A 24,080-nucleotide genomic window follows, 5' to 3' on the forward strand; every position below is an offset into this window, starting at 1 on the left:
CAAAGGAGATGGTTTGACATTGGGGCTGTTCGATGAAACGCCGGCGCCGTACACGGCGCCCGAAGTGATCGCGCCCGGCGCGGTGCTGCTGCGCGGTTTTGCGCTCGGCGTGGACGAGGCCCTGCTGCAGGCCGTGGAAGCCGTCACCGCAGCCGCACCGCTGCGCCACCTGGTCACGCCGGGCGGCTACACCATGTCGGTTGCGATGAGCAACTGCGGCGCGCTGGGCTGGGTGTCCGACCGCAGCGGCTACCGCTATGACGCGAAAGACCCGCTCTCCGGCAAGCCCTGGCCTGCCATGCCCGCCTGCTTCTCCGACCTGGCGCTGCGCGCCGCCGCGGAAGCCGGTTTTGAGAATTTCCATCCCGACGCCTGCCTGATCAACCGCTACGAACCCGGGGCACGTCTTTCATTGCACCAGGACAAGGACGAGGGCAACATGGACGCGCCCATCGTGTCGGTATCGCTGGGCTTGCCGGCCGTCTTCCTTTTTGGTGGCTTGAATCGCAACGACCGCCCCGTGCGTTACCGCCTGCAGCATGGCGACGTGGCGGTGTGGGGCGGCCTGTCGCGGCTGGCCTATCACGGCGTGGCACCGCTGGCCCAGGGTGAGCATGCGCGGCTGGGCGGGCGGCGCATCAACCTGACGTTTCGCTGCGCGCGCTGACCCCGCCGAACGCGCTCAGGCGCGTTCGCGAAATTTTTTCAGCCAGCCCAGCCCGTCCGGTGTGGCACCAGCCTGGGCGCCGCGCAGCGGTTTGTATTCGCAACCGACCCAGCCGCTGTAGCCGAGCTCGTCGAGCAGCGCCAGCAAATAGGGATAGTTGATCTCGCCGACGTCGGGCTCGTTGCGCCCGGGCGCGCCGGCGATCTGCAGGTGCCCGACATGGCCTGTGGGCAGGTATTTGCGCAGCTTCATGGCGAGGTCGCCTTCTACCACCTGGCAGTGGTAGAGGTCCATCTGCACCTTGACGTTGGCCGCGCCTACCTCGCGAATGATTTCATGCGCGTGGTCCTGGCGGTTCAAAAAGAAACGCGGGATGTCGCGCGTGTTGATGGGTTCTATCAGCAGGTCCACACCCACCTTGGCCGCTTGCACCGCCGCCTCGCGCAGGTTGTTCACATAGATGGGCTGCACCGCTTCGCGCTCCACGCCGGCGGGCACTATGCCCGCCATGACGTGGATGCGCGGGCAGCCGAGGGCCTGCGCATATTCAAGCGCGATGGCGATGCCGGCGCGGAACTCGGCCTCATGGCCCGGCAGGCAGGCCGTTCCTTTTTGCGCGGAGGCCCAGGCCTTTTCGATACTCGTCACATCCACGCCGCCCGGCGGCGCGTTGAACAACACCAGTTGCTGGCCGTGCTCTTGCAGGATGGCCTTGAGTTCCGCCGGCGCCCAGGCGTAGGGCGAGAGGATTTCCACCGCCGTGAAACCGTCGCGCGCGGCGGCGGCAAAGCGTTCGGCCATGGGAAGCTCGGTGTACAGCCAGCTGAGGTTGGCGGCGAATTGGGGCATGGGTTTCAGGTCGTGGGCGTGTCGGGGCCGGGCGCGGTTTTGCATTCCCAGAATATCCGCGCGGTGCAGCGCCGGCAGATTTCCGGGTCCAGCTTGTTGAAGATGGTGGCGATGGCGGTGAATTTATCGGGGAATTGGTGCTCGGGGCCAAGCACGCTGGTAAAGCCGGTCTTGCGCCACATGCGGATCACCTCGGGCCGGGGCCGGTGGAAGTACAGGTCGCCGCCCATGGCGCGGCGCGCCGCGAGCTCTGCTTCCCACAACTCGGCGCCGGCCAGGTCGATGAAGTTCATGCTCTTGCCCATGACCAGCAGGTGCTTTTGCGGCTGCGGCTGGGTGCGCAGCGCATGCAGGATGTCGGCCACATGCTGGGTCGCGCCGAAGTAGACCTCGCCTTCCATGCGCAGCAGCTTGAGTTGCGGGCATTCCGGCAGCACCTGGCGCGGCGCTTCGTCGGGCCCGTCAGGGGCCGGCGTTTTGGTGGCTTCCAGCCCCGCGTCGGGCGAGTTGTCTATCACCACGAACTGGCGGTCCAGCCCGCGGCTGTCAAAACCCATGGTGCGCATCGCGGGCTTTGACGTGCGGTAGAGGAAAGACATCAGCGACAGGATCATGCCCAGCAGGATCGCGATTTCCAGCCGTATGGTGACGGTGGCCGCCATGGTGGCCAGGGCGACGCCGAAGTCGCTGCGGCTCAAGGCAAGCAGCTGGCGCCAGCGCGCGGCATCGAGCAGCGCAAACGCCACCAGCACCAGCAACGCCGCCAAAGCGGCCATCGGGATCTGCGCCAGCAGCGGCGCGCTGACGGCCACCAGCGCCAGCAGCAGCAGCGCGGAAAACACGGAGGACAGTGGCGTGCGCGCGCCGGCTTCCAGGTTGGGCATGGAGCGGTTCATGGAGCCGCAGGAGACATAACTCGAGAAAAACCCGCCGACGATGTTGGACAGGCCCTGGCCGCGGAACTCGCGGTTGGCGTCTATGCGCTGGCCCGAGCGCAGCGCCACCGTTTTGGCAATCGAAATCGCTTGGCCCAGCGCCACGATGGTCAGCGCGAAGGCCAGGCCGACAAGATCCGCCGCCTGTGCCCAGCTGATGCGCGGCACTTCAAAACGCGGCCAGGGCACGGGAATTTGCCCCACTGTGCGCAGCGAGGCCGAGGGCGTGGCATCGGGGTGCAGGAAGCGAGCCCAGACCCAGGCCAGCGCGGTAGCCACCACCAGCCCGACCAGCATGTAAGGCCAGTTGCGGCGCACACGGCGCAACAGCAGCGCCACGCCCAGCGTGATGGCCGCAACACCCAGCGCCAGCGGCTGGGCTGAGCCGAGGTTTGCGAGCACGTGCCCGAGCACCGCCCCCGCGCTGTGCTCAGGCGCGGCCGCCAGGCCCAGCAGGTCGGGCAGCGCATGCACGGCGATCAGCAGCGCGGCGCCCGAGGTGAACCCAAACAGCACGGCCGGCGAAATGAAATTGGCCAGCACACCCAGGCGCAGCGCGCCTATCAGCCACTGCATGACACCGACCATTACGGTGACGGCCAGCGCGAGCTGGATGTAAAGCGGGCTGAAAGCGATGGCCAGCGGCGACAGCATGGCGAACAGGGCCAGCGAGTTGGCGTTGGTCGGGCCCGACATGACGTGCCGGCTGGAGCCGAACAGCGCGGCAATGATGCAGGGAATGACGGCGGTGTAGAGGCCGTAGGCCGGCGGCAACCCGGCCAGCGTCGCGAAGGCGATGCCCTGCGGCAGCACCAGCACCGCGCCCAGCAGGCCGGCCATGGCGTCGGCCCGCACGGTGGCGGGCGACACCTCGCGCACCCAGTCGCCGAACAGGCGTTCCAGGAGCGGGATCATTGGCCGGGGTGCGCGGGAGGCGGTGGGTTCCATCACGAGGGCTTGAGCATACCGCGCCCGGGCCCTCGCGCAGCCATCAGGCCAAGCCTGACAGGCGCAGCAGCAGGCCGGCCAGGGCCGACCCCGCGATCACCGGGATCACGCCACGCTTGTAGCGCAACAATGCCACGGCTGCACCCAGCGTGATGGCCAACGCGTAGAAATCCAGCCGACCCAGCCAGGGGCCGGTATCCGCCCGCAGGGCGATGTGCGCGAGGAAGAACAAGGCCAGGCTGGCGATCACGCCGACCACCGCCGCCGTGATGGCGGTGAGCGGCGCGGTGAAATGCAGCTTGCCGTGCGTGGACTCGACCAGCGGCCCGCCGGCCAGGATGAACAGGAAAGAAGGCAAAAAGGTGAACCAGGTCACGACCGTGGCCGCCAGCGCCGCGCCCAGAAACAGCATCTCCGGCCCCAGCACCTGCTTGGCCCAGCCGCCCATGAAGCCGACAAAGGCCACCACCATGATCAGCGGCCCGGGCGTGGTCTCGCCCAGCGCCAGGCCGTCGATCATTTGCGGGCCTGTGAGCCAATGGAACTGTTCCACCGCGCCCTGGTACACATAAGGCAGCACCGCGTAAGCGCCGCCGAAGGTGAGCAGCGCGGCCTTGGTGAAGAACCAGCCCATTTGGGTGAGCGTGGCGTTCCAACCCTGCGTTGCCATCAGGGCGCCCATGGGCAGCAGCCACAGCACGGCGCCGGCGCCCAGCACGGCGGCCAGGCGCGAAGGCTTGAAGCGCGCGTGTTCCGGGGTCGGCGTGTCGTCGTCGATCAGCGCCGGCCCGTAGCCTTTTTGCGCGGCGCCATGCCCGGCGCCACCGGCAAACTGCGCCGGCGCGAAACGCGCGCCCAGCCAGCCCAGCACGGCCGCGCCCAGCACGATGAGCGGAAACGGCAGCCTCAGCACATAGATCGCGGCAAAACTGCCCACCGCGATCGCCCACAGCAGGGGCGCCTGCGACGGCTTCCTGAGCGAGCGCGAGCCTATGCGGTGCACCGCCTGCAGCACGATGGCCGCCACCGCGGGCTTGATGCCGTAGAACAAGCCCGCGACCAGCGGCACGTCGCCAAACGCCACGTAGACCCAGCTCAGCGCGATCAGGATGAACAGCGAAGGCAGCACAAACAGTGCGCCGGCTACCACGCCGCCCCAGGTGCGGTGCATCAGCCAGCCGATGTAAGTGGCCAGCTGCTGCGCCTCGGGACCGGGCAGCAGCATGCAGTAATTGAGCGCGTGCAGAAAGCGGCGCTCGCTGATCCAGCGTTTTTGCTCGACAAGTTCGCGGTGCATGATGGCGATTTGCCCAGCCGGCCCGCCAAAGCTGATGAAGCCGAGCTTGAGCCAGAACTTCAGCGCGTCGGCAAAAGACACGGCCGCCGGCCGTTCGTGCGGCAAGGGAAGGGAAGAGGGCAAGGCGGTGGTCACTGCGGGGCTCCTGTCATGGTGTCCAGCTTCCAGTTATGCGGCTCGTCCTGCGCATCACGGCACCAGGCGTAAAGCGCGTCATACATCGGCATGGCGGCCTCCAGCATGGCGTGATCGTCGTTCGCATGCAGGCGCGACAGGCCCAGCGAGAAGGCCAGCAACCCGGCCGATTGCGGCGCGAGGTCGAGACGGTCGGTGTCGGCGCCGCGCACGATGCGCGCCAGCACCCGCAGCGCGGGATGGTCGAGTTCAAAGGCGTTCAACAGGACGTCAAAACTGCAGAGTTCGCCTTCATGCGAGACCGGCGCGCCGGGAATGTCGTAGGCCACGGCGCCCAGGCGCTTCGCTTCCGCCAGCACCTGCGGCGCCGGCACATACAAAAACTCCGCGCGCGCATCGATGAAGCGTCGTACCAGCCAGGGGCAGGCGATGCGGTCTATCTTGGGCCGCTCGCGCGTGATCCAGCGCGAGGGCTGCTCCCCCGTCACACCCCAGTCGGGCCGTTTCGCGATGGTAGGCGGGCGCTGCGCGCGCCATTGGGCGATGTCCTGCGGCGTATCGACGCCGTCTTCGCCGCCCGCCAGGCCGCCGGCCAGCGCATAGGCATTCCAGCCCGCGGCCCGTAATTCGGTGACGGCGTCGGCGCTGACGTTGTGGCCATAGACGCAATAGGCAATCACCTCGCGCGGTAGCTGCGATGCGGCGAAGGCGGCCACGTCTTCCGGCGCGCAATACCGGGCGCCGGCCAGCAGCTGCGGGCTTTCGCGGAATTTGGCCTCGCGCCGCACGTCGAGCAGCAGGGGCGCATCCGCGCGGCCCATGCGGGCGGCGAGATCCTGGGGGGAAATAAAAGGAACGGAAAGGGTAGAGGTGTCCACGGAATACTCCAATGAGTTGCCAGCGCTTGGACGGGACACCGTCTATCTGTGAAGAGTCGGGAGGCTGAAATCCCGATAGCCGGATACTAGCACCGCCGGGAGACTCTGAACAGCGCCCTAGCCGCGCTGGAACTTGAACACCGCGCGGCTGGCGCGGGCATTCGGCCAGAAGCGGACCTCGCGGCCGTCCTGCAGGCCGAAGGCATCGAGGATCTTCAACTCGTTCTGTAGCGCCAGCGCTTCAAAATCCTGCAGCGTGCCGACGCGGATGTTGGGCGTGTCGTACCACTGGTAGGGAAGAACCTTTGTCACCGGCATGCGGCCGCGCGCGACGGCCAGGCGATTCGGCCAGTGGCCGAAGTTGGGGAACACGACGATGCCGGCGCGGCCCACGCGCGCGGTTTCGCGCAGCATGGTTTCGGCGTTGCGCAGGTGCTGCAAGGTGTCTATTTGCAGCACCACATCGAACGAGCTGTCACCGAACAGCGCCAGGCCTTCCTCGAGGTTGAGCTGGATCACGTTGACGCCGCGCGCCACGCAGGCCTGCACGTTGGCGTCGTTGATCTCGACGCCGTAGCCGGAACAGCCGCGTTCGCGGATCAGGTAGTCCAGCATTTCGCCGGTGCCGCATCCCAGGTCCAGCACCCGGGAGCCGTGCGGCACCAGCCGCGCGATGGACAGCATGTCAGCCGAGGGCTGCACATTGAGTTCGACAAGCGGGTTCATGCGGCCACCTTGCTCTGGAAGTAGGAACGCACCACACCGAGGTAGCGGTCGTCCTCCAGCAAAAATGCGTCGTGGCCGTGCGGCGCGTCGATTTCGGCGTAGCTCACGTCGCGCTGGTTGTCGAGAAGCGCCTTGACGATTTCGCGGCTGCGCGCGGGGGAGAAGCGCCAGTCGGTGGTGAAGCTCACAAGCAGGAACTTGGCCGTGACGTGGGCCAGCGCCCGGGTCAGGCTGCCGCCATACGTGCGCGCCGGATCGAAGTAGTCGAGCGCGCGGGTGATCAGCAGATAGGTGTTGGCATCGAAGTACTCGCTGAACTTGTCGCCCTGGTAGCGCAGGTAGCTTTCGATTTCGAACTCGATATCTTGTGTGGTGTATTTGTAGGGCGTGTCGGCGTTCACGGTTTCAGCGACCGCCTGGCGCAGCTGGCGGCCGAATTTTTCGTTCATCACGTCGTCGCTCAAATACGTGATGTGGCCGATCATGCGGGCGATGCGCAGGCCACGTTTGGGCAGCACGCCGTGGCGGTAGAAATGGCCGCCGTGAAAGTCCGGGTCGGTCACGATGGCGCGGCGTGCCACTTCGTTGAAGGCGATGTTTTCGGCCGTGAGGTTGGGCGCGCTGGCCACCACCACGGCGTGGCGCACGCGATCCGGGTACTGCAGCGTCCAGGCCAGAGCCTGCATGCCGCCCAGGCTGCCGCCCATCACGGCGGCCAGCGTCTGTATGCCCAGGCGGTCCAGCAGGCGCGCCTGCGCGCTGACCCAGTCCTGCACCGTGACGACGGGGAAGTCGGCACCGTAGAGTTCCTGCGTGTCGGGGTTGGGCTGCATGGGGCCGGTGGAGCCGAAGCAGGAGCCCAAATTGTTGACGCCGATCACGAAGAAGCGCTCGGTGTCGACCGGCTTGCCGGGGCCAATCATGGTGTCCCACCAGCCTTCGGATTTGTCGATCGGCCGGCCCTGCGCATCGAGGTAAACGCCCGCCACATGGTGCGAGGCGTTGAGCGCGTGGCAAATCAGCACGGCGTTGGACTTGTCGGCGTTGAGTTCGCCGTAGGTTTCATAGCTCAGGTCGTAGGCGCGTATCGAGGCGCCGCTTTGCAGCGGCAAGGCCTCGACAAAATGCATGCTGAGCGGCGTGGCAATGAGTGTCAAAAAATCACCTGCAGAAAACAAAAAACCCGGCATCGCTAAAGCGAGTCCGGGTCCCTGGAGGTCGTCTTTAGCTGTACTTTTTAAGCGCCCGCAAGCTGAGCAAATCGGCGCTGAACAAAGTATACCCCGGTGGCCGGAGCCCCCACAGTCGTTCACTGCGTGTAACTCCTTGCCCCCCGGGGGGGCCGCCCGCCTGCGGTCTGGCAAAGCCAGTCCCGCGGCTCATGCTGGCATAAGAGTTCCAGCCGGCACAACCAACAGGGTTACATAAGCAATGCGGCCAACCCGAGCCCGGCGAAGATCAGCGCCGACACAATGTGCACAGCGCGCAGCGGCACCAGGCGCGTGACGCGCTCGCCCAGCCAGACGACGGGCGCGTTGGCCAGCATCATGCCCAGCGTGGTGCCGGCCACCACGCTGACGATGGCGTCGTAGCGCGCGGCCAGCATCACGGTGGCGATCTGCGTCTTGTCGCCCATTTCGGCCAGGAAGAACACCAGCACGGTGGTGAAAAACACGCCGAAGCGCGGCGGCTTTTCATCCTTGTCCGCGTCTATCTTGTCGGGCACCAGCATCCACGCCGCCATGGCGAGGAATGAGGCGCCCAGGATCCAGCGCAGCATTTGCGGGCCGATCAGCGTGGTGACCCAGGCGCCAGCGGCGCCCGCCAGCGCGTGGTTGACCAGGGTTGCGACCAGGATGCCGGCGACGATGGGCCAAGGCTTCTTGAAGCGGGCGGCGAGGATGAGCGCGAGGAGTTGCGTCTTGTCGCCCATTTCGGCGAGGGCGACGATGCCCGTGGAGACGAGGAAAGCTTCCATTTCAAAAAAGACTCCGGCCGAATACCCATGACTGCACGGCATCCCCGGCCTGAAGCGGAGGCAGTGCAGTCAAAGGTCTCGCGTGATCCGAAGACCGCTTGCGCCATGTCCTGAGTGGACAAGTCTGTTGACGCAAGCCCCTTTCAGGATTGAAAGGCTGGCTACTCCCCAATGACAGCCTGCATTATATCGTTAGCTTTCAAAGTTTCGACCGGGAGACCGGGCAGTCACCCCGAGATTGTCTTAAAAAGGCGTTTTCGCACACTTGCGGCGCATTTCTTGCTTGTATTTGGTGCGATTCCTGGAATTTTCCGAATTACGCACCAACAAATCACATTTCATCTCAAGAGGGACCTATGGAAGCACTAAAACAGGGCTCGGACGCCTTGTTCATTCTGCTGGGCGGCATCATGGTGCTGGCCATGCATGCCGGTTTTGCCTTTCTGGAACTGGGCACGGTTCGCAAAAAAAACCAGGTCAATGCACTGGTCAAGATCCTGGTGGATTTCTCAGTGTCTACCGTGGTGTATTTCATGGTGGGCTATGGCGTGGCCTACGGCACCCATTTCTTCGTCGGCGCGGAGCAGCTGGCCGCCAAAAACGGCTACGAGCTGGTCAAGTTCTTCTTTTTGCTGACCTTTGCCGCGGCGATTCCGGCGATTATTTCGGGCGGCATTGCCGAGCGCGCGCGCTTTTACCCGCAGCTCATCGCCACGGCCGTCATCGTGGGCCTGGTGTATCCCTTCTTCGAGGGCATCGTATGGAACCAGCATTTCGGCGTGCAGGCCTGGATCAAGTCGCTGACCGGCGCGGAGTTCCATGACTTCGCGGGCTCCATCGTGGTCCATGCGGTGGGCGGTTGGCTGGCGCTGCCGGCGGTGATACTGCTCGGCGCGCGCAGCAACCGCTACCGCAAGGACGGCGCGGTGTCGGCCCACCCGCCCTCGAACATTCCCTTCCTGGCACTAGGCGCCTGGATATTGACCGTGGGCTGGTTCGGCTTCAACGTGATGAGCGCCCAGACCATAGACAAAATCTCCGGCCTGGTCGCCGTCAATTCGCTGATGGCCATGGTGGGCGGCACGCTGGCGGCGCTGGCCTTCGGCAAGAACGACCCGGGCTTTGTGCACAACGGCCCCCTGGCCGGGCTGGTGGCGGTATGCGCGGGTTCGGACCTGATGCACCCGCTGGGCGCGCTGGTGACGGGCGGCGTCGCTGGTGGCGTCTTCGTGGTGATGTTCACGCTGACGCAGAACAAGTGGAAGGTCGACGACGTGCTGGGTGTCTGGCCGCTGCACGGCTTGTGCGGCCTCTGGGGCGGCATCGCGGCCGGTATTTTCGGCAGCCAGGCATTCGGCGGCCTGGGCGGCGTGAGCCTGGTCGCGCAACTGATCGGCAGCGCGATGGGCGTGGGCTGGGCATTGCTCGCGGGGTTCGCCGTCTACGGCGCCCTCAAGGCCACGATGGGCTTGCGCCTGAGCCAGGAAGAAGAATTTGAAGGCGCCGACCTGTCGATCCACCGCATAGGCGCGACGCCGGACCGCGAAGTCAACTGGTAAGGCGTGGCGGCGGCGGACGCCTGCGGCTAGACTTGCCGCCATGCCTACTTTTGAAGAGCAGCTGGTTGAGCACCGGCTCTACCTCCTTCGTTTTGCGCGGCTTCAGCTGCGCAACGACGAATGGGCGGAAGACGCCGTGTCGGAAACCCTGCTGGCCGCCCTGTCCAAGCCCCAGTCCTTCGGCAACCGCTCGCAGCTCAAGACCTGGCTGGTCGGCATCCTCAAGCACAAGGTCATAGACCTGATCCGCAGCAATGCGCGCCTGGTGGCCGTGCCCGACGCGCAGGCCGACGACGAGGGGGACGAGCTGGACCGGCTGTCTTTCAAGGCCGACGGCCATTTCACCGAAACCCCCAATGACTGGGGCAACCCCGACCAGACTTTGCAGCAGGTACAGTTCTTCCAGGTGCTGGATGCCTGCATGGAGCGCCTGCCGCCCGCGCTGGGCCGGCTGTTCCTGATGCGCGAGTGGCTGGAGCTGTCATCGCAGGAAGTCTGTAAGGAACTCTCGCTGACGCCGACCAACCTCTATGTCCAGTTGCACCGGGCCCGCCTGCGCCTGCAGGAGTGCCTGAACATCCACTGGTTCGGCAAACCCGGCATCTGATGCACTCTCTTCCTTGACGTGAAACCCAAAACCACCCTGCTAAGACGCACCTGCCGTGAAGCGGCGGCCCTGCTGATCGCCCGCGAAGACCGCGCGCTCAGCCTGCCGGACCACGTTGCGCTCAAACTGCACTTGATGGCCTGCGATGCCTGCCCCAGGTTCGAGAACCAGATTCTGACCATGCGTGCGGCCATGAAACGCTGGCGGCATTATTCCGATGGCGCCTCCTCGCCCTAGGCGGGTGGCGGCGTGGAAACCGGCGGAATAAGTCGCGCCAGCGCCATTCGGTCACGACACATTTGCCGTCCTTCAGGCGCGTGAAACTTCTGAAAGCATCAGGGCTTGATGCAATTTTGTGTAACTATTTCCCTTAATCGGTACTGTGCGCGAACACGACTCGCAATCGGCAGTTGGGACGTTGCGGGGAGGCGCGGTTCACAAGCATGCTGGTGCCATGAGCCGGCCATGACACCTTGCGTTTTCTGTTTTTGCACCGTTTATTTTTCAAATGTATGCACTAACTTAGTCTGCCGATCAATTACGGCTTGACTATCAAGTTGGACCGTAGCAAGTCTCTCGGCTTTCGCGCGGCTACGGCATGCAAAACTTTATGCCTCATACGCGCTTTGCAGGGCTTTGGGATCGATCCTAAGCCGCAAGCTGAACGCGTTAGTTTGATGCGCCGGCAAAGCCCGGATTTGTGGCTCAAGAGCCTCGAAAGCCCCTGTTTATGCGGGCTGGCGGCCTCTAGGTAGTAACGATAGTGGATTGTGTTTTGGATAACTGAAGCATAATATGCTGGTGCGAGTGTCAGCATTCGCACACGTTAGGTGATCGGTCAGTTTCGCGCGCTACAGCGGTACGTTTAAAGATTTGTTGTGCTTTCGGGACCCCATCGCTTTTGTTTTTGTGTTTTAGAGGAGTCCCTTCATGGGCAACAAACTATACGTCGGCAACCTGCCTTACTCGGTGCGTGACGAAGACCTGCAACAATCTTTTGGCCAATTCGGCGCTGTGACCAGCGCTAAAGTCATGATGGAACGCGACACCGGTCGTTCCAAGGGCTTTGGCTTTGTCGAAATGGGCAGCGATGCAGAAGCCCAGGCAGCTATCAACGGCATGAACGGCCAGCCTCTGGGCGGCCGTAGCGTTGTCGTGAACGAAGCACGCCCCATGGAGGCACGCCCTCCACGTAGCGGCGGCTTCGGCGGCGGCGGTGGTGGCGGCTACGGTGGCGGCGGCGGCGGTGGTGACCGTTCCGGCGGTGGCGGCTACGGCGGCGGCGGTGGTCGCTCCGGCGGCGGCGGCGGCGACGGCGGTTTCCGTAGCCCCTACGGCGGCGGCGGTAGCGGCGGCGGCCGTTCCGGCGGTGGCGGCGGTGGTGGTGGACGCGGCGGCTACTAAGCCCTGCTGACCCCTCTCTTCAGCCCCGGCTGAAGAGCGCTTTAAAAGGCTTCAAGACTTCGGTTTTGAAGCCTTTTTGCTTTTCAGGGCCTGATGAAAAAACTCAGTGCTCACCCTGGCGGTGTTTGCGCGCACGGCCGGACAGGACCTTGTCAAACAGCGCATTGGGCAATAGCCGCAGCAGTTTGGCCACCACCCCCATTTGCCAGGGGATCACGCGGTAACTGTGCCCGGCGTGAATCGCCGCGAAGGCTTTGTCGGCAAACGCTTCGGCCTTCATCAGGAAGGGCATGGCGTAGCGGTTTTCGCGGGTCAACGGCGTATCGATATAGCCGGGGCAGATCGTCACGACCTTCACGCCGCTGGGGCGCAGTTCGCCGCGCAGGCTTTCGCAATAGGTGATGACCGCCGCCTTGCTGGCGCAATAGGCGCCGTGGCCGGGCAGGCCGCGTATGCCGGCCACGCTGCCTATGCCCACCAACGTACCGGTGCCGCGCGCCGACATGCCGGCCAGAAAAGGATGGAATGTGGCCGCCACGCCGATGTTGTTGGTCGCGAAGGTTTGCGCCATCACGTCGAGGTCGGAACGCACGGCGGTGTCCATGCCCACGCTGATGCCGGCATTGGCGATCACGACGTCTGGCATGCCCTGCGCGGCGACACAGGCCTGGCCGGCCGCGACGATGCTGTCGATGTCGCTGACGTCGGCGCTGTAGACCTGGTAACGGCCCGCGCTGATGGCATTGGCTTCGGCCCATGCCTGGACCTCGGCCGTGCGGCGCGCGGCGAGCGCCAGCCGGTAGCCCGCCGAATAAAACCGCATGGCCAGCGCCTGGCCGATGCCGCTGGATGCGCCGGTGATGAATACGAGTCTGGACATGGGGTGGCCCTTGGAAAAGGCGGTCGCTAGGGGGTGACCGGTTTGGCGGGGCTTGCCGGCGCGGGCGCCGGCAGGGTCAAGGTGGGCAGACCCGGCGCGCTGGCCGCGGAGCGGGGCACCAGGATGCCGTGAACGCGGCCCTTGAGATCGGCGACCTGGTCCAGGTTGTCGTAGGCGAAAGTGTCGCCGACGAACTGGTCGGTGCCGCGAATCAGCAGCACGGGCTTGTGGGACTGGACGCGCTCGTCGTTCAGGAATGCGTGCAGGAACTCGCCGCGAAACTCCATGCGCGGGGTTTCCTTGCCACTGGCGTCCTTGCTGGCCTCCCTGACCACCAGTGCATTGCCGGTCAGTTGCACTTCCGAACCGTCGCCGTTGGAATAGGCGCGGTTGGCCGTGGCGGTGGTGATGCGCCCGTCAGGGCTGATGCTGCGGATGCGCGCCTGGTCAATCTCGAGGATGTCGGTATCGGGAAAGTGCCGGGCCTCGATGCCGTAGATCTCGCTTTTGAGCAGCCCGCCTTCATCAAAGGTCTTGACGGTGAATTTGCGCATGAAATAGTCGATGTCGTGGCTTGTCTCCCTGGCGGCCTCCGGCGCGCTGAAGATCGGGGTGTTGCGCACCAGCCAGTAGGTGCCCAGCGCCAGCGCGCCCATCATGAGCAGCGGCATGTAGATGGCCATGCTGTCCCACACGCGCAGGAAACCGCGCCACCCGCTTTTGAACCGCCGCAAGGCGCCGCTGCGGCCCGCCCCTGCACTGCGCGAGGCCGTCGTCATTGGCGGTACTCCTGGAGAAGCTCGCCGTAGCGCCCGCTGGCAATGAGCAGCAGGTCGCAGAACTCGCGCGCCGCGCCATGGCCGCCGGGCACCCGCGTGACATGGTGGGCCTGCGCAAGGACTTCCGCGTGTGCATTCGAGGGCGCGCAGCTCAGGGCGACGCGGGACATGACCGGCAAATCGGGCCAGTCGTCGCCCATGGCGGCGGCGGCGGTCCAGTCCAGGCCCAGCGCCTGCAGGGCCAGTTCAGCCGCGGGGCGCTTGTCTTCGGTGCCGAAATACGCATGCGTGACGCCCAGGGCCTGCAGGCGGGCGCGCAGCACGTGGCTGTCGCGCCCGGTGATGACCACGGGGGAAATGCCGGCGCGTTGCAGCAGCTTCAGCCCGTGGCCGTCCAGCGTGTTGAAGCGCTTGATGATTTCGCCTGCGGCACGGTAGCCGCCGGCGGGCTGGGCCAGTTCATGGCCTTCGGGGTATTCCGAGAAATACAGGCCGCCATCGGTCAGCACGCCGTCCACGTCAAAAAAGGCCACCTTGACGCCCTGCGCGCGCAGCAGCAACTCGGGCGCGAAGTTCAGGGCGGGGGCCACAACCATCATGGGTAGCCCCTTGAAAACCGCATCGAAGCGTCAGGCACAAGCAGCTGTCCCTCCAGGCCAGGGCCGCGGAACTGGCTTCGCCAGGCCGCAGGCGCAGCGGCCCCCTCGGGGGGCAGCGTATGACGCGAAGCGAAAAGCGTGGGGGCCATATTCATCAGATGACTTTGGCCCGCATCAAGTCGTTGGTGTTGAGCGCGCCCACCAGCACACCGGCCTCGTCGACCACCAGCACGCTGGTGATGCGGTGCTGCTCCATCAGCGCGACCGCCTCGACGGCCAGCGAGTCCGCGCGCACGGTGCGCGGTTCGGCATGCATCACTTCGCCGGCCTTGCTGCTGCGCAGGTCCACGCCTTTTTCAACCAGCCGGCGCAAGTCGCCGTCGGTGAAAATGCCGAGCACGCGCTGCGCGCCGTCCACGACGGCTGATGCGCCCAGCCCCTTGGCGCTCATCTCGCGCATCAGCTCGGTGAAGCTGGTCTCGAGCCGCACCTGCGGCACGTCGGCGCCGCTGCGCATCACGTCGCTGACATGCGTGAGCAGCTTGCGGCCGAGCGCGCCGCCCGGGTGCGAGCGGGCGAAATCTTCTTCCTTGAACCCGCGCACGTCGAGCAGCGCCACGGCGAGCGCGTCGCCCATGGCCAATTGCGCGGTGGTGCTGGCCGTGGGCGCCAGGTTCAGCGGGCAGGCCTCCTGGGCAACACTGCTATCCAGCGTCACGCGCGCCTGGCGGGCCAGCGCGGATTGCAGGCCGCCTGTGATGGCAATCATCGGCACGCCCTGGCGGCTCAGCACCGGCAGGATCGCGGTCAGCTCCTGGCTTTCGCCGCTGTTGGAAATCGCCAGCACCACGTCCTGGCTGGTGATCATGCCGAGGTCGCCGTGGCTGGCTTCGGCCGGGTGCACAAACATCGCGGGCGTTCCGGTGGAGGCCAGCGTGGCGGCGATCTTGCGGCCTATGTGGCCGCTTTTGCCCATGCCCATGACCACCACACGGCCCCGGCAGGCCAATACCAGCGCCACCGCTTCGGCAAACTCGCCGCCCACGCGTCCCGCCAGGCCCGAGACGGCGGCGGCTTCTATCTCAAAGGTCTTGCGAGCCAGGTTCAGCACCTGCTGGGCATCAAAATTCACGGCGTCTTGGCTCATGGCTGCATTCTATAGAGGCGCACAAAGGCCCACGCCGCTCTTGCCCAAGGCGCAATGCCGCGGCCGCCGCAATTTCCTCGGCTACCATCGACGCATGAGCGCGCTTGAACTGACCCTGCTGTACCTGCTGGCCGCGGTGCTCGGTGTGGTGGCGTGCCGCTCGCTCAAGCTGCCGCCCATGCTGGGCTACCTCGCGGTGGGCGTGGTCATAGGCCCCAATGCGCTGGCGCTGGCGCAAAACTCCGACGGCATCCGCCACCTGGGCGAATTCGGCGTGGTGTTCCTGATGTTCGTGATCGGGCTGGAGTTCAACCTGCCCAAGCTGCGTTCCATGCGGCGCCACGTGTTCGGCCTGGGGCTGCTGCAGGTGGTGCTCACCATCGTGCTGGCCACCGTCGGCTCGCTGTTCCTGGCCAGCATGGCGCCCAGGCTGTGGACCATGGGCTGGCAAACCGCGCTGGCGCTGTCCGGCGCGATCGCCATGAGCAGCACGGCCATCGTGGTCAAGCTGCTGTCCGAGCGGCTCGAGCTGGAGTCCGAGCACGGCAAGCGTGTCATGGGCGTGCTGCTGTTCCAGGATCTGGCCGTGGTGCCGCTGCTGGTGCTGATCCCGGCGCTGGGCGCGCCCGCCGACGCGCTGTTCACGGCGCTGGCAATCGCGGGCTTGAAGGCGACGGTCCTGGTCGGCCTGCTGCTGACCGGCGGCCAGCGCATCATGCGCTGGTGGCTCACCCTCGTGGCGCGGCGCAAGAGCGAAGAGCTGTTCGTGCTCAACCTGCTGCTGGTCACGCTGGCCCTGGCCTGGCTGACCGAGCGCGCCGGGCTGAGCCTGGCGCTGGGCGCCTTCATCGCCGGCATGCTGATCTCGGAGACCGAATACAAGCACCAGGTCGAAACCGACATCCGGCCCTTCCACGACGTGCTGCTGGGCCTGTTCTTCATCAGCATCGGCATGCTGCTCGACTGGCGCCTGGTGCTGGAACGCTGGCCGCTGGTGCTGCTGCTGCTGACGCTGCCCGTCGTCTTCAAGCTGGTGCTGGTCACGGCGCTGGCCCGCTCGCTGGGCGCGACGGCCGGCGTGTCGCTGCGCACGGGCCTGTACCTGGCGCAGGCCGGCGAGTTCGGCTTCGTGCTGCTCACGCTGGCCCAGCAGAATCGCCTGGTGCCGCCGGCCCTGCTGAACCCCATCCTGGCCAGCATGGTGCTGTCCATGCTGGCCACGCCTTTCATCATCATGTACAGCAACCGCATCGTGATGAAGCTGGTCTCCAGCGAATGGCTGCAGCAATCGCTGCAGATGACCACCATCGCGCGCAAATCCATCAACGCCAACAAGCACGTGATCATCTGCGGCTACGGCCGCTGCGGACAGAACCTGGGCCACATGCTGGAGCGCGAAGGCATCCAGTACATGGCGCTGGACCTGGACCCCGACCGCGTGCGCCAGGCCGCCGCCGCCGGCGACTCCGTGGTGTTCGGCGACGCGGTGCGCCTGCAGGCCCTGATGGCCGCCGGCCTGTCGCGCGCCAGCGCGGTGGTCATCACCTACCTGGACACGGCCAGCGCCCTCAAGGTGCTGGCCAACACGCGCGCCCATGCGCCCACGGTGCCGGTTATCGTGCGCACCGTGGACGACCACGACCTGGAAAAGCTGCAGGCCGCCGGCGCCACCGAAGTCGTGCCTGAAGCCATCGAGGGCAGCCTGATGCTCGCCAGCCACGCGCTCGCGCTGGTGGGCGTGCCCATGCGCCGCGTGATCCGCGTGGTGCAGGACCAGCGCGACGCCCGCTACAACCTGCTGCGCGGCTACTTCCGCGGCGCCGACGACGACACGGTCAACGAGATGGAGCAGGAGCGCCTGTCGACCGTCACGCTGCCGCTGGGCATCAAGTCCGCGGGCACGCCGCTGGGATCCCTCGCATTGGAGGCGGGGGGCGTGCGGGTCGTCAGCCTGCGCCGCAGCAACGGCAAGACGCTGGGCGTGGATGACACCACGCTGCTCGAAAGCGGCGACACGCTGGTGCTGTCGGGCAAGCCCGGCGCGCTGGCCATGGCCGAAGAAAAACTGCTGCGCGGCCGCCCGGCCAAGCCGGCGACCGCCGCCGCCGCGGGCTGACGCGGTTTACGCGCCGCGCACGGGCGCAAAATACGCCTCGTAACTCTGCACGTCGAACCATGCCCGATCTCCACAGCCTCCAACATCAGTCCGTCAGCCGGTACCTGCGAGACCGCATTCGCACCGTGCCCGACTGGCCCGCGCCGGGCGTGCAGTTTCGCGACATCACGCCGCTGCTGCAAGACCCCAAGGTCTTTCGCGTGCTGATCGATGCCTTTGTGCACCGCTACATGGACCCGGCGCTGCGTCCCGACGTGGTCGCCGGGCTGGACGCGCGTGGTTTCATTCTGGGCGCCGTGGTGGCCTACGAACTCAACGTCGGCTTTGTCCCCATCCGCAAAAAAGGCAAGCTGCCCTTCACCACAGTGCAGGAAACCTATGAGCTCGAATACGGCAGCGCCACGGTGGAACTGCACACCGATGCCGTGAAGGCCGGCGACAGGGTCCTGCTGATCGACGACCTGATCGCCACCGGCGGCACGATGATGGCCGGCAAGAAATTGCTGGAAAAACTGGGCGCCACCGTGACCGAAGGCGCCGCGATCGTGGATTTGCCTGAGCTGGGCGGCTCGGCGAAGCTGCAGGCCGCGGGCCTGCCCCTGTTCACGCTGATTGATTTCGCCGGGCACTGAAGGCCCCGATCAGCAGAAGGCCTATACCAGGTCGCCGTATTGCGTGCTGCTGAGTGCCGGCGACGACGGAAGATCGGGCATCTCCGTGTCTTCGAAGCCGGTCAGCATCGTATAGGAGCGCGGGCCGCTTGTGACCTTGACGCCTTTTTCGGGGGCCGCTGCGGCCGGGCCCTGGGCGGACGCTGCCATCAAGGCCTGCTTGAACGCGGCGACTTCATCGGCCTGGATAGGCTCGTAACGCGGCGCTCCCGGCCTGGCGGGTTTGGCCGCCGCATCGACCTGCGGCGCCGCGGCGTGCGCGGCATCCGGGTTGTTCAGACGCGGCTTGACCACCACGGCCACTTCATCCATGCGCCAGTACACGGCAGGCACCGTGATCTCAAAACGCGCCTTGGCGTGTTGCACGATCAAGGCCTCAATTTCAGTCAGTTGCTCGGGTTGCCCGCCAAAGGCCTTGGCCAGGTCCATCATGACGAGGAACTCATTGCCGCGCTGGTCCAGCGACAGTACCTTGAATTTATAACTGGCCGACAGCACGCCGGCGCGCGTCATGGCCTCGCGGATTGCAACGTAGAGTTGCTCACGGCGGGCATGGCGCTTGATCTTGCTGCCCTCACCGGCGGCGTTGATCTCAAGAGGCGCGCGCGCGGGAACGGACGCTGCGGGCTTTTCGCGCCCCGCGGAGTTGCGCTTGTGCTCGTCGGGGGAAGCGGATTTCGCCGGGTGCGGCTTGCTCGAAAACCAGTGCATAAAAGACATGTGCGGCGCTCTTGTAATGAATGGGCAAATTTTCCACCAACGCGTATGTGACGTCTGTAAGCAATCTTACAAACCCCAAACGCTGTTGTTTGCCGGTAGATTTGGCGATGACTTTATCCAATCACCCCCGCACCGTCTGGTAAAAAGTCACGCTCAACACTACTTTGGTGCAACTTCACACAACCGGAACAGGGCAATGGCCAATGGCCATTGCCGATGTCTGATGACTGCTGTGTGGGGCACCGGCCGCGCCGGGAAAGTTCAGGTGACGGCGACGCGCTTGGGCCGGTTGTACAGCCGCTTGGCCATCACCGAGCCCATGGCCATGGTGAGCTCCAGCGCGATGGGGCTGTGGCGATTGGCGAGTTCGAGGAAGCGCATGGGCGTCAGGCACCACAGCTTGCAAGGGGTGGAGGCATGCACCGTGGCGCTGCGCGGCATGTGCGAGAAGAACGCGCCTTCGCCGAGCACGGTGCCGGCGCCGACCAGCGCCATGCGCACACGGGCCTTTTCATCTTCGTAATGAACACTCAAGGTGCCGCTTTCGACAAAGTACAGCGTGCGGTCCAGCGCGCCTTGCTCCATCAGCACCTGGCCGCTGTTCAGGGCAAACGGCTGCATGTAACTGGCCAGGATGTCCCAATGCGGCTGGTTGAATTGACAACGCAATGCATCACTGGCGTGGCAATGCAATATGGCCTGGGCCAGGCCCTGGATGTCAAAACGGATGGCGGCGGGGAGTGGAGCGTTCATAGTGCAACGGAAGATACCTTCGCACTACAGCAGCCACAAGGGCTCTTAACGCCCCCTTACACCTGATACAGGAAACCGGATTTTGTAATTTCTCCTCGACAGCGGACCCGTTTTAACCATTTTTTGGGTTCGCGACCGCTGGTCCGCGCACGGTGCCCGCCTGTCGCCCGTTGATTACTTTCCTATGCAGAATCGGGAAAAAATTTCGCCCAGCAGGTCGTCCGGTGTGAACGCGCCGGTGATCTCGCTGAGGTGCAACTGCGCCTGCCGCAGGTCTTCGGCGAGCAGGTCCAGCGCCGGCCGCGCCGCATGAAGCTGCGCGTCGGCCTTCACCAATTGGTCCGCCACCCGGTGCAAGGCGCGCACGTGGCGTTCACGCGCCATGAACACGCCTTCAGGCGCGGCCTGCCAGCCCACCACCTGCAGCAATTGGCGGCGCAACTCCTGCAGGCCGTCGCCGGTTTTAGCGGAGATCAACACACCGCCGTTGATGGTGCCCAACACATTCGCATCGGCCGCGTCCGATTTGTTCCAGACGTCGATGATGGGCGTGTTGCGCGGCAGCTCGCGGTGCAGCACCTGCGCGATGTGCGCATCGGCGGCCAGGTAATCCGCGGCATGCCGGGTCAGGTCGTGCAGGAAGAGCACGGCATCCGCGCTGGCGATTTCGGCCCAGGCGCGTTCAACGCCGATTTTTTCCACCTCGTCGAGCGCCTCGCGCAGGCCGGCGGTGTCGACCACGTGCAGCGGCACGCCCTCGATCTGGATCAGCTGCGACACCTTGTCGCGCGTGGTGCCGGCAATCGGCGTGACGATGGCCAGCTCCGCGCCGGCCAGCGCATTGAGCAGCGAGCTCTTTCCGGCGTTGGGCTGGCCCGCAATGACGACCTTGATCCCCTCGCGCAGCAACGCGCCTTGCACCGCGCGCTGCATCACGCCGGCCAGGGTCGCCCGCAGCCGTTCGAGCTGGCCCTGCGCGTCGGCCTTTTGCAGGAAGTCGATGTCTTCCTCGGGGAAGTCCAGCGTGGCTTCGACCAGCATGCGCAGGTGGATCAGTTGCTCAAGCAGCGTGTTCACCGCCAGTGAAAACTCACCCGACATGGACCGCGCGGCCGAGCGCGCCGCGGTTTCGGTGCTCGCGTCGATGAGGTCGGCAATCGCCTCGGCCTGCGCCAGGTCTATCTTGTCGTTGAGGAAGGCGCGTTCGGTGAACTCGCCCGGTTGTGCCACGCGCAGCTGCGGCATGGCCTCCAGGCAGCGCGCGAGCAGCAGCTGCAGCACCACAGGGCCGCCGTGGGCCTGCAGCTCCAGCACGTCTTCGCCGGTGTAGGAATGGGGCGCCGGGAAATGCAGCGCCAGCCCCTGGTCGATGGCGACGCCTTGCGCATCCCGAAAGGGCAGGTAAGTCGCCTGGCGTGCTTGCAGCGGGCGGCCACACAGCGCCTCGATGACAGGCGCGATGCTCTTGCCCGACACCCGCACAATGCCTACCGCTCCGCGCCCGGGCGCGGTGGCGATGGCAACGATGGGGTCGTGGTGGCGGGCCAGCATGGTGGTAGATGTTAAGGGGGAAAGCCGATGGGCAGCGCCCACCGCCAGGATGGGCTTCCCAAGAAAAAAGGGCCGCGAAGCGGCCCCATTTTTTTTATCCAGTGTCCGCCTTATTTGAATTTCGGCAGATTGAACTGCGGCGGCACGCCCATGCGGGTGTTGATGACCCACTGCTGGGTGATCGACAGGATGTTGTTGGTGATCCAGTACAGCACCAGGCCGGCCGGGAAGAAGAAGAACATCACGCTGAAGATCAGCGGCATGAACCACATCAGCTTGGCCTGCATCGGGTCCGGCGGCGCGGGGTTGAGCGCCGTCTGCAACATGGTCGTCAGCGTCATCACGATGGGCAGGATGAAGAACGGGTCCGGTGCCGACAGGTCGTGGATCCACAGGATCCAGGGCGCGTTGCGCATCTCGACGCTGGACAGCAGCACCCAGTACAAAGCGATGAACACCGGGATCTGGATCATGATGGGGAAGCAGCCGCCCATGGGGTTGACCTTTTCCTCTTTGTAGATCCTCATCATCGCCTGCTGCATTTCCTGCGGCTTGTCTTTCAGGCGTTCGCGCATTTCCATGATCTTGGGATTGATGGCCTTCATCTTGGCCATGCTGGCGTACGCCTTGGCATTGAGCCAGTAGAACGCGATCTTCAGCAGCAGCACCAGCGCCACGATGGACCAGCCCCAGTTGTGGATAAAGCTGTGCAGCTTGTCGAGCAGCCAGTACAGCGGCTTGGCCAGGATGGTGAGCCAGCCATAGTCTTTCACCAGCTCCAGGCCGGGCGAAATGGCTTCCAGGGTTTTTTCTTCCTGCGGGCCGACGAAGAATTTGGAATCCAGGGTCTTGGTCGCGCCGGGGGCGATGCTGTCCAGCGGCGTGATCATGCCGACGGCGTACAGGTTGTTGTCGACCTTGCGGAAGAACAGGTCGCGCTTGATGCCGTCGCCCAGGATCCAGGCCGCGGCAAAGTAGTGCTGCACCATGGCGACGTAGCCGTTGCTCGATTGTTTCTCGACGTCGACCTTGTTGTTTTCAATGTCCTTGAACTCGACCTTCTGGTACTTCTTGGCTTCGGTGTAAATCGCCGGGCCGGTGAAGGTGGAGTAGAAGGAAGACTCTCCGGGCGGCTTGTTGCCGTCGCGCACAAGCTGCATGTACAGTTGCGGCGAAATGGCGGCCGTCCCGGTGTTGACGATGTCGTGGCGCACCGCGATGTCGTAGGCGCCGCGCTTGAGGGTATAGGTCTTGACCAGCTTGACGCCGCCGACGTCGGCCGACTCGAACTTGACCTCCAGTTCGTTCAGGCCTTCCTTGAGCGAACGCTCGCCCGGAACCACCGTCATCAGCGTCTTGTGCGTGGGAAAGCTGCCGCTGCCGATCAGGCCGGTCTGCGCCACGTAAACGCGGTTGGCGCTTTCGTCGAGCAGCACAAAACCGTCTTCCTTGTGGACCTGGTCCTTGTATTTGACAAAGGCCGAGTGCACCAGCGTGCCGCCTTCGCTGTCGAAGGTCAGCGCGAGCACATCGGTGTTCACCACCACGCGCTCTTTGGTCGCCGCGGCGGCGATAACCGGTGCGCCCGTGGGCACGGCACCTGGCGTGCCGGGCGTGGCACTGGCGGACTGCGGTGCGGGCACCGAAGACGCCGCGGCGCCGGCTGCCGGCGCGGAGGCGGCCGCTGCGGGTGCCTTGGCGGACTGCGTGCTGGAGGGGAAGAAGGTCGCCTTGTGGCCGTTATAAACCTGCCACTGGTCCCATAAAAGGACCATGGAGAAACCAAAAATCACCCACAAGATGGTGCGGCGGATGTCGTTCATGACGGCGTCTTTTTAGAAGGGGTAGGGGCCACAGGCGTGACCAGGCGGGAGAAAAGGGAAAAGCGGCCCGCGGTGGCGGAAGCCGGCGGCACCGGATCGTGCCCGCCTTCACACCAGGGTTGGCAGCGGGCCAGGCGATGCAGCGTCAGGTAGCTGCCGACGGCAGCACCGTGCTGCTGCAGCGCCTCAAGAGAGTAAGCGGAACAGGTCGGCTCGAAGCGGCAGGCCGAGCCCAACCAGGGGCTGAGCAACAGGCGATAGCCTTTGACCAGGCCTATCAACAAGGTTTGCGGCAGGCGGACGACGGCAGCCAGCATGGGGCGCACGGAGGTCATGGCGCGTTGGCTCCCGCCTGCATCAAGGACTGGATTTCGGCGCGTACCGCCTGCTTGAGCAGCTCGGACGTGGCGCTGATGAATTCCTTGCGCGAAAAATCACGCCGCAAGCGGACCACATAAGCGGCCTGGGGGTACTGATGCGAAAAATCAGCGCTCACGGTGTAAATCTGGCGTTTGATGGCGTTGCGCGTGACAGCCCGTTTGGCCCAGCGTTTGGGAACCATCGCCCCAAGCCAGACATCCTGGACGGGGAACAGCGACCTTGCCGCGGGGAAATCAACAGGGCTGCCGGATTCGGCTTGCACGGGCCTGGCGTCCAGCGCATTGCGGTGCAATGCGAAATGCGTTGTTTTTGCAACGATGGCGCCGGCAAGGACTGCCTGGAACTGGGGACGGGTTTGAAGCCGCTGCACGAGCGCCAGGCGTCAGTTCAGAAAACTGCGGATGGCCAGCAAAAACGACAGGCTCAGACAGCCAGGCGTTTGCGGCCTTTGGCGCGGCGCGCGGCGATCACTGCGCGGCCGCCGCGCGTTTTCATGCGCGTCAGGAAGCCGTGCGTACGGGCGCGTTTGACTTTGGAAGGTTGGTATGTGCGTTTCATGATGAGTCCTGTTAGCCGGTCAGCTACGAAGCTTCCCCTTGGCGATTCGAATGATCTTGGTGGCCGTACAACACAACCAACTCCGCAAGTCCGTGCAAACCGGGTAGAAAACCCGCTGC

General features: G+C 65.0%; 25 protein-coding genes and 1 riboswitch. Of the genes, 7 read left to right on the forward strand and 18 right to left on the reverse strand.

Features of this window, described 5'->3' with window-relative positions:
- Positions 1-13 precede the first annotated feature (13 nt).
- On the forward strand, positions 14-667 hold the full coding sequence (gene alkB / locus ACLV74_RS14915; protein ID WP_411880180.1) for a DNA oxidative demethylase AlkB: 654 nt from the start codon (positions 14-16) through the stop codon (positions 665-667).
- Positions 668-682: 15 nt separating this feature from the next.
- Here the strand turns inward: alkB and otnI are convergent, their stop codons facing one another.
- The 7 genes from otnI to ACLV74_RS14950 form a co-directional block, all read right to left on the reverse strand.
- A complete protein-coding gene (gene otnI, locus ACLV74_RS14920) occupies positions 683-1,516 on the reverse strand; it encodes a 2-oxo-tetronate isomerase (protein ID WP_411880181.1) in 834 nt (277 codons plus the stop codon).
- A gap of 5 nt (positions 1,517-1,521) precedes the next feature.
- Positions 1,522-3,366, reverse strand: a complete 1,845-nt coding sequence (locus ACLV74_RS14925) for a SulP family inorganic anion transporter (protein ID WP_411880182.1) — start codon at positions 3,364-3,366, stop codon at positions 1,522-1,524.
- 76 nt (positions 3,367-3,442) lie between these two features.
- Positions 3,443-4,831: a chromate efflux transporter gene (chrA, locus tag ACLV74_RS14930; RefSeq protein WP_411880183.1), complete on the reverse strand. Its 1,389-nt coding sequence runs from the start codon at positions 4,829-4,831 to the stop codon at positions 3,443-3,445.
- The gene (locus ACLV74_RS14935; RefSeq protein WP_411880184.1) at positions 4,828-5,709 is read right to left on the reverse strand and encodes a chromate resistance protein ChrB domain-containing protein; all 882 of its coding nucleotides are present in this window, start codon (positions 5,707-5,709) and stop codon (positions 4,828-4,830) included. Before ACLV74_RS14935 ends, chrA begins: the two co-directional genes overlap by 4 nt.
- Before the next feature lie 117 nt (positions 5,710-5,826).
- Positions 5,827-6,435: a methionine biosynthesis protein MetW gene (gene metW / locus ACLV74_RS14940; protein WP_411880185.1), complete on the reverse strand. Its 609-nt coding sequence runs from the start codon at positions 6,433-6,435 to the stop codon at positions 5,827-5,829.
- Positions 6,432-7,592 (reverse strand): homoserine O-succinyltransferase MetX, encoded by a 1,161-nt coding sequence (gene metX / locus ACLV74_RS14945; protein ID WP_411880186.1) that lies wholly within the window; start codon positions 7,590-7,592, stop codon positions 6,432-6,434. Before metX ends, metW begins: the two co-directional genes overlap by 4 nt.
- Positions 7,593-7,855: 263 nt before the next feature.
- Positions 7,856-8,413, reverse strand: coding sequence for a TMEM165/GDT1 family protein (locus ACLV74_RS14950; RefSeq protein ID WP_411880187.1), 558 nt, complete (start codon positions 8,411-8,413; stop codon positions 7,856-7,858).
- A gap of 8 nt (positions 8,414-8,421) precedes the next feature.
- Positions 8,422-8,595, reverse strand: a riboswitch (yybP-ykoY riboswitch).
- Between the two features lie 174 nt (positions 8,596-8,769).
- On the opposite strand from ACLV74_RS14950, the gene ACLV74_RS14955 reads away from it, so the two are divergent.
- The 4 genes from ACLV74_RS14955 (at position 8,770) to ACLV74_RS14970 (ending at position 11,983) form a co-directional block, all read left to right on the forward strand.
- Positions 8,770-9,972, forward strand: a complete 1,203-nt coding sequence (locus tag ACLV74_RS14955) for an ammonium transporter (RefSeq protein ID WP_411880188.1) — start codon at positions 8,770-8,772, stop codon at positions 9,970-9,972.
- 40 nt (positions 9,973-10,012) lie between these two features.
- On the forward strand, positions 10,013-10,579 hold the full coding sequence (locus ACLV74_RS14960) for a sigma-70 family RNA polymerase sigma factor (RefSeq protein ID WP_411880189.1): 567 nt from the start codon (positions 10,013-10,015) through the stop codon (positions 10,577-10,579).
- 18 nt (positions 10,580-10,597) lie between these two features.
- Complete coding sequence (locus tag ACLV74_RS14965; protein WP_411880190.1) at positions 10,598-10,816, forward strand: zf-HC2 domain-containing protein; 219 nt, start codon at positions 10,598-10,600, stop codon at positions 10,814-10,816.
- 693 nt (positions 10,817-11,509) lie between these two features.
- On the forward strand, positions 11,510-11,983 hold the full coding sequence (locus ACLV74_RS14970) for an RNA recognition motif domain-containing protein (RefSeq protein ID WP_411880191.1): 474 nt from the start codon (positions 11,510-11,512) through the stop codon (positions 11,981-11,983).
- 103 nt (positions 11,984-12,086) lie between these two features.
- Here ACLV74_RS14970 and ACLV74_RS14975 read toward each other — a convergent pair whose 3' ends face one another.
- From ACLV74_RS14975 to ACLV74_RS14990, 4 genes are all read right to left on the reverse strand, one after another.
- Positions 12,087-12,863 (reverse strand): SDR family oxidoreductase, encoded by a 777-nt coding sequence (locus ACLV74_RS14975; protein ID WP_411880192.1) that lies wholly within the window; start codon positions 12,861-12,863, stop codon positions 12,087-12,089.
- 26 nt (positions 12,864-12,889) lie between these two features.
- Positions 12,890-13,642, reverse strand: coding sequence for an LPS export ABC transporter periplasmic protein LptC (lptC, locus tag ACLV74_RS14980; RefSeq protein ID WP_411880193.1), 753 nt, complete (start codon positions 13,640-13,642; stop codon positions 12,890-12,892).
- Complete coding sequence (locus tag ACLV74_RS14985) at positions 13,639-14,241, reverse strand: KdsC family phosphatase (protein ID WP_411880194.1); 603 nt, start codon at positions 14,239-14,241, stop codon at positions 13,639-13,641. The genes lptC and ACLV74_RS14985 overlap by 4 nt, the downstream gene beginning before the upstream one ends.
- Positions 14,242-14,395: 154 nt before the next feature.
- Positions 14,396-15,388: an SIS domain-containing protein gene (locus ACLV74_RS14990; RefSeq protein WP_411880195.1), complete on the reverse strand. Its 993-nt coding sequence runs from the start codon at positions 15,386-15,388 to the stop codon at positions 14,396-14,398.
- A 94-nt stretch (positions 15,389-15,482) separates the two neighbouring features.
- On the opposite strand from ACLV74_RS14990, the gene ACLV74_RS14995 reads away from it, so the two are divergent.
- Both ACLV74_RS14995 and ACLV74_RS15000 read left to right on the forward strand, forming a co-directional pair.
- Positions 15,483-17,504 carry a monovalent cation:proton antiporter-2 (CPA2) family protein gene (locus ACLV74_RS14995; protein WP_411880196.1) on the forward strand — a complete coding sequence of 674 codons (2,022 nt, stop codon included), beginning with the start codon at positions 15,483-15,485 and terminating at the stop codon, positions 17,502-17,504.
- A gap of 59 nt (positions 17,505-17,563) precedes the next feature.
- Complete coding sequence (locus ACLV74_RS15000) at positions 17,564-18,136, forward strand: adenine phosphoribosyltransferase (RefSeq protein WP_411880197.1); 573 nt, start codon at positions 17,564-17,566, stop codon at positions 18,134-18,136.
- A gap of 21 nt (positions 18,137-18,157) precedes the next feature.
- On the opposite strand, the gene ACLV74_RS15005 is transcribed toward ACLV74_RS15000, so the two are convergent.
- From ACLV74_RS15005 to rpmH, 7 genes are all read right to left on the reverse strand, one after another.
- The gene (locus tag ACLV74_RS15005) at positions 18,158-18,895 is read right to left on the reverse strand and encodes a hypothetical protein (protein WP_411880198.1); all 738 of its coding nucleotides are present in this window, start codon (positions 18,893-18,895) and stop codon (positions 18,158-18,160) included.
- 261 nt (positions 18,896-19,156) lie between these two features.
- Positions 19,157-19,648, reverse strand: a complete 492-nt coding sequence (locus tag ACLV74_RS15010; protein WP_122954706.1) for a Crp/Fnr family transcriptional regulator — start codon at positions 19,646-19,648, stop codon at positions 19,157-19,159.
- Positions 19,649-19,822: 174 nt separating this feature from the next.
- A complete protein-coding gene (gene mnmE / locus ACLV74_RS15015) occupies positions 19,823-21,199 on the reverse strand; it encodes a tRNA uridine-5-carboxymethylaminomethyl(34) synthesis GTPase MnmE (protein ID WP_411880199.1) in 1,377 nt (458 codons plus the stop codon).
- Positions 21,200-21,309: 110 nt separating this feature from the next.
- Positions 21,310-23,022: a membrane protein insertase YidC gene (gene yidC, locus ACLV74_RS15020; protein WP_411880200.1), complete on the reverse strand. Its 1,713-nt coding sequence runs from the start codon at positions 23,020-23,022 to the stop codon at positions 21,310-21,312.
- A complete protein-coding gene (yidD, locus tag ACLV74_RS15025) occupies positions 23,019-23,357 on the reverse strand; it encodes a membrane protein insertion efficiency factor YidD (RefSeq protein WP_411880201.1) in 339 nt (112 codons plus the stop codon). The genes yidC and yidD overlap by 4 nt, the downstream gene beginning before the upstream one ends.
- The gene (locus ACLV74_RS15030) at positions 23,354-23,773 is read right to left on the reverse strand and encodes a ribonuclease P protein component (RefSeq protein ID WP_411880202.1); all 420 of its coding nucleotides are present in this window, start codon (positions 23,771-23,773) and stop codon (positions 23,354-23,356) included. The genes yidD and ACLV74_RS15030 overlap by 4 nt, the downstream gene beginning before the upstream one ends.
- A 53-nt stretch (positions 23,774-23,826) precedes the next feature.
- The gene (gene rpmH, locus ACLV74_RS15035) at positions 23,827-23,961 is read right to left on the reverse strand and encodes a 50S ribosomal protein L34 (protein ID WP_007862708.1); all 135 of its coding nucleotides are present in this window, start codon (positions 23,959-23,961) and stop codon (positions 23,827-23,829) included.
- Between the last annotated feature and the right edge of the window lie 119 nt (positions 23,962-24,080).

Source organism: Polaromonas sp. YR568 (assembly GCF_943369415.1).
Taxonomy (GTDB): domain Bacteria; phylum Pseudomonadota; class Gammaproteobacteria; order Burkholderiales; family Burkholderiaceae_C; genus Polaromonas.